Source organism: Pseudomonas sp. PS01299 (assembly GCF_029960145.1).
Taxonomy (GTDB): Bacteria; Pseudomonadota; Gammaproteobacteria; order Pseudomonadales; family Pseudomonadaceae; genus Aquipseudomonas; species Aquipseudomonas putida_A.
In genome coordinates, this window is sequence record NZ_JASCPO010000374.1 from 1 (window position 1) to 3,600 (window position 3,600).

Here is a 3,600-nt window from a genome sequence, read left to right on the forward strand (position 1 = left end):
GGCTTGCTCGCGAAGGGGCCGTGTCAGTCGACATCATTGCTGAATGACACACCGCATTCGCGAGCAAGCCCGCTCCCACAGGTTCAGTGTTTGGCTGGCTTACGACGGTGCAAGCGCCAGCCAATCAGCACCAGCAACACCACGCCCAGACCACCGGCAATCAGCCACAACACTTGATCATCACTAAGCAACGGCTTCTCGATCCGCAGATATCCCGGTTGCAACAGCAACTCGCGCATGGCCTTGTTTGCCGTTTCCAGGGTCACGCCTTGCAGCTCGCGGGCCGGGTTGGCAAAGCGCCCGTCCTCGTAATCGCCCAGCGCGCTCCAGTAGTAATCCGCCATGGCACTGTTGCCCTGTACCGCCCAGGCCTGATGGGCGATGGCGGCTTGTTTGATCCGGGCGAAGGTGTCCGGGTCGAGGCCGTTTTTCAGCAGGTCGGCCTTGAGGTCTTCCAGCACCTGTTGGGCTTCGGCGAGGTCATCGCGATCCACGTCAGCGTTGAGGCTCATGAAGCCGACCCCGCCAAACACTTCACGCTCGGCCCATGGCCCGTAGGACAGGCCGTGATTCAGGCGAATCTGCCGGTACAGCGCCCAGTCGAGGTAGTCCTTGAGGATGTCGAAGGTCTCGTCGTACTGATCGTCGAGCATCGGCTCCGGCACCAGCCAGTGCAACTTGGCGCTGTCGCCGATGAAGCCGCGGGTGAGGTTGCGTTCATGGGCGGCGCTGGTGCGGATGTCCGGCAGCTCACGGTGCTCCGCCGGGTCCACCGCTTCAAGCGCGCCCCAGGTGCGTTCCAGATAGGCCGGCAGCAGTTTGTCGAGTTCACCGACGACGATCAGGGTCATGTTGTTCGGCGCGTACCAGGTCTTGCGCACCTTCTCCAGTTGCTTCTGGGTCAGGTGACCGACCTCGGCCCGCTGCGGGCATTTCAGGCCCAATTCCACCGCCAGTTGATTGCTCGCGGTGTGGCCCAGATCCTGGCGGTCGAGAAAGCGTTGCAGGCGCGTGTAATGGCCGCCGTCCTCGCGCTCGACCACACGTTTGGCAGCGTTGATCGCGTTGTCGTCGATGCGGGTCTGGGTCAAAAGGTCGAGCAACAGGTCGAGGACCTTGCGCTGATTCTTTGCCGGGGCTTCGATGACGAACGTGGTGTCGGCGTTGCTGGTGAACGCGTTCCACTCACCGCCCAGCGCCTGCATGCGCTCCTCGAGACCGCCTTCACCGGTGGCATCGACGCCGCTGAACAGCAGGTGCTCAAGCAGGTGCGGCAGCTCTTTTTCATCGCAGTCGAAATCGTCGAGACCGACGCCCACCACCAGACGAATCGCCACATGCCCGCGCTCGGTGCCGGGTTTGAGCAACAGCTGCAATCCGTTGGGCAGCGCGTAGCCTTCGACCTGAAAGCGATCAACGGCGAAGGCGGGCAGGGAACCGAGCAACAGACAGGCGAACAACAGGCAACGCATAACAGGCTTCCATACGGCTGATTTGGAGATCCGTGTCGCTATTCAGGCCGGCATTCGCGAGCAAGCTCGCTCCCACAGGGGAATGCATTTCAAATGTGGGAGCGAGCTTGCTCGCGAAGGTCTTAAGGCTGAATCAATGTTACTGACTGACCCCAGCCCCAGACGTTCAAGGCGAATGCGTAATGTCGGCAATATCATCCGCTTCCAGCGCCCCGGTATCGGCCGTTTCCAGCACCACATAAGCACTGCTGCAAAACAGCGAATTCAAGCGCTTCATATCCGCAATCAGCTCCAGATGCAGCGAACTGGTTTCCAGACTCTGCACGATCTTACGTTGCAAACGGCTGACATGGGCATGGGCCAGACGCCGTTCCTGTGCGCGAAAGCGACGTTTCTCGCGCAACAGCTGACGGGCGCTTTCCTTGTCGCCGCTGAGGAACACTGACAGGCCCAGGCGCAGGTTGGCGATCAGTTGCTGATGCAGCCCGGCCAGATCCTCCAGGCCCTCTTCGGAAAAAGACCGACGCTGGGAGGTCTTCTGCTGCTGCACCTTGCGCAGCATGCGTTCGATCAGGTCGCTGGCCAGTTTCAGGTTGATCGCCAATTCGATGGTCTCTGCCCAGCGCCGACTGTCCTGTTCGCCGAGATCCTCGCGGGGCATTTGCGCCAGATACAGCTTGATCGCGCTGTACAGCGCTTCGACGTCATCGGTCAGTCGGCGCATTTCCTGGGTAATGGCGGTCTGCTTGCCGCGCAGCACATCGAGCATCGCGTCGAGCATGTTGTCGATCAGGTCGCCCATGCGCAGGGTCTCGCGGGCGGCGTTGGCCAACGCCAGGCTCGGGGTGACCAGCGCCGTCGCATCGAGATGCCGCGGCTTGGCGGTGCCGTTGACCTCCGGGCGCTCCGGCAGCAGCCAGGCACACAGCCGTGCCATCGGCGAAACACTGGGCAGCAGGATCAGGCAGCGCGCGGTGTTGTAGAGCAAGTGGAAGCCGATGACCATTTCCTGCGGGCTGAAATCCAGGCCGTCCATCCAGTGCACCAGCGGATCGAGCACCGGGATGATCAGCAGCAGGCCGATCAACTTGTACAGCAGGCTGCCCAGCGCCACTTGCCGCCCGGCCGCGTTCTGCATGCTGGTGCTCATGAACGCCAGCACGCCGCTGCCGATGTTGGCGCCGATCACCAGACCGATCGCCACCGGCAGGCTGATCACGCTGGCGCCGGCCAGCGTCGCGGTCAGGAGCACGGCGGCGAGGCTGGAATAGGAAATCATCGCGAACAACGCACCAACCAGGGCGTCGAGGAGGATGTCGCCGGTCAGCGAAGCAAAGATCACCTTCACCCCTTGGGCGTGGGTAATCGGTGCGGCGGCCTCCACGATCAGTTGCAGCGCGAGAATGATCAGCCCCAGACCGATGCTGACCCGGCCCATCTGCCCGAGCCGCGTCTGTTTGCGCGACAGAAAGAAAATCACCCCGAGGAAAATCAGCAGCGGCGACAGCCACGACAGGTCAAAGGTCAGCACCCGCGCCATCAGCGCGGTACCGACGTCGGCGCCAAGCATGGTCGCCAGCGCCGGGGTCAGCGCCATCAAGCCCTGACCAACGAAGGAGGTGACGAGCATGGCCGTGGCGTTGCTGCTCTGCACCATCGCAGTCACGACGATGCCGGCGACGAACGCGAGCCAGCGTTTGGACATGTTCTGGCCGATCACATGGCGCAGATTGGTGCCGTACACCCGCAGGATGCCGGTTCGGACGATGTGCGTGCCCCAGATCAGCAGGGCCACGGCAGACAGCAAATTGAGCAGGGTGAGCATGCAGACCCCCTGTAGTTGCAGAGCCCCAAAGGGGCAAGTTGACGGTACCGCGCGGTTTCTACGTTTTTGATACTTAAGCTGTAGTTGGCTAACGGACTGGGCGCCAGCATTGCACAGCTAAAGTGCGGATTGAAACAAAAGTGTCATGAAAACAGGTTCATCCACCTCATCTGAAATCACCGCGGTCCCCTGTAGGAGTGAGCCTGCTCGCGATAGGGCGACCAGCTTCAACATCGTTGCTGACTGACGGACCGCTATCGCGAGCCGGCGCCCTCCGACAGGGATTAAGGCGGGCCCCGGTTA

At 61.9% G+C, this 3,600-nt stretch carries 2 protein-coding genes; both read right to left on the bottom strand.

Annotated features, from left to right (window positions below; genetic code table 11):
• Positions 1 to 83 precede the first annotated feature (83 nt).
• Positions 84 to 1,472 carry an insulinase family protein gene (locus tag QMX91_RS29845; RefSeq protein WP_223007081.1) on the bottom strand — a complete coding sequence of 463 codons (1,389 nt, stop codon included), beginning with the start codon at positions 1,470 to 1,472 and terminating at the stop codon, positions 84 to 86.
• 166 nt (positions 1,473 to 1,638) lie between these two features.
• The gene (locus QMX91_RS29850) at positions 1,639 to 3,297 is read right to left on the bottom strand and encodes a Na/Pi cotransporter family protein (protein WP_096797619.1); all 1,659 of its coding nucleotides are present in this window, start codon (positions 3,295 to 3,297) and stop codon (positions 1,639 to 1,641) included.
• Between the last annotated feature and the right edge of the window lie 303 nt (positions 3,298 to 3,600).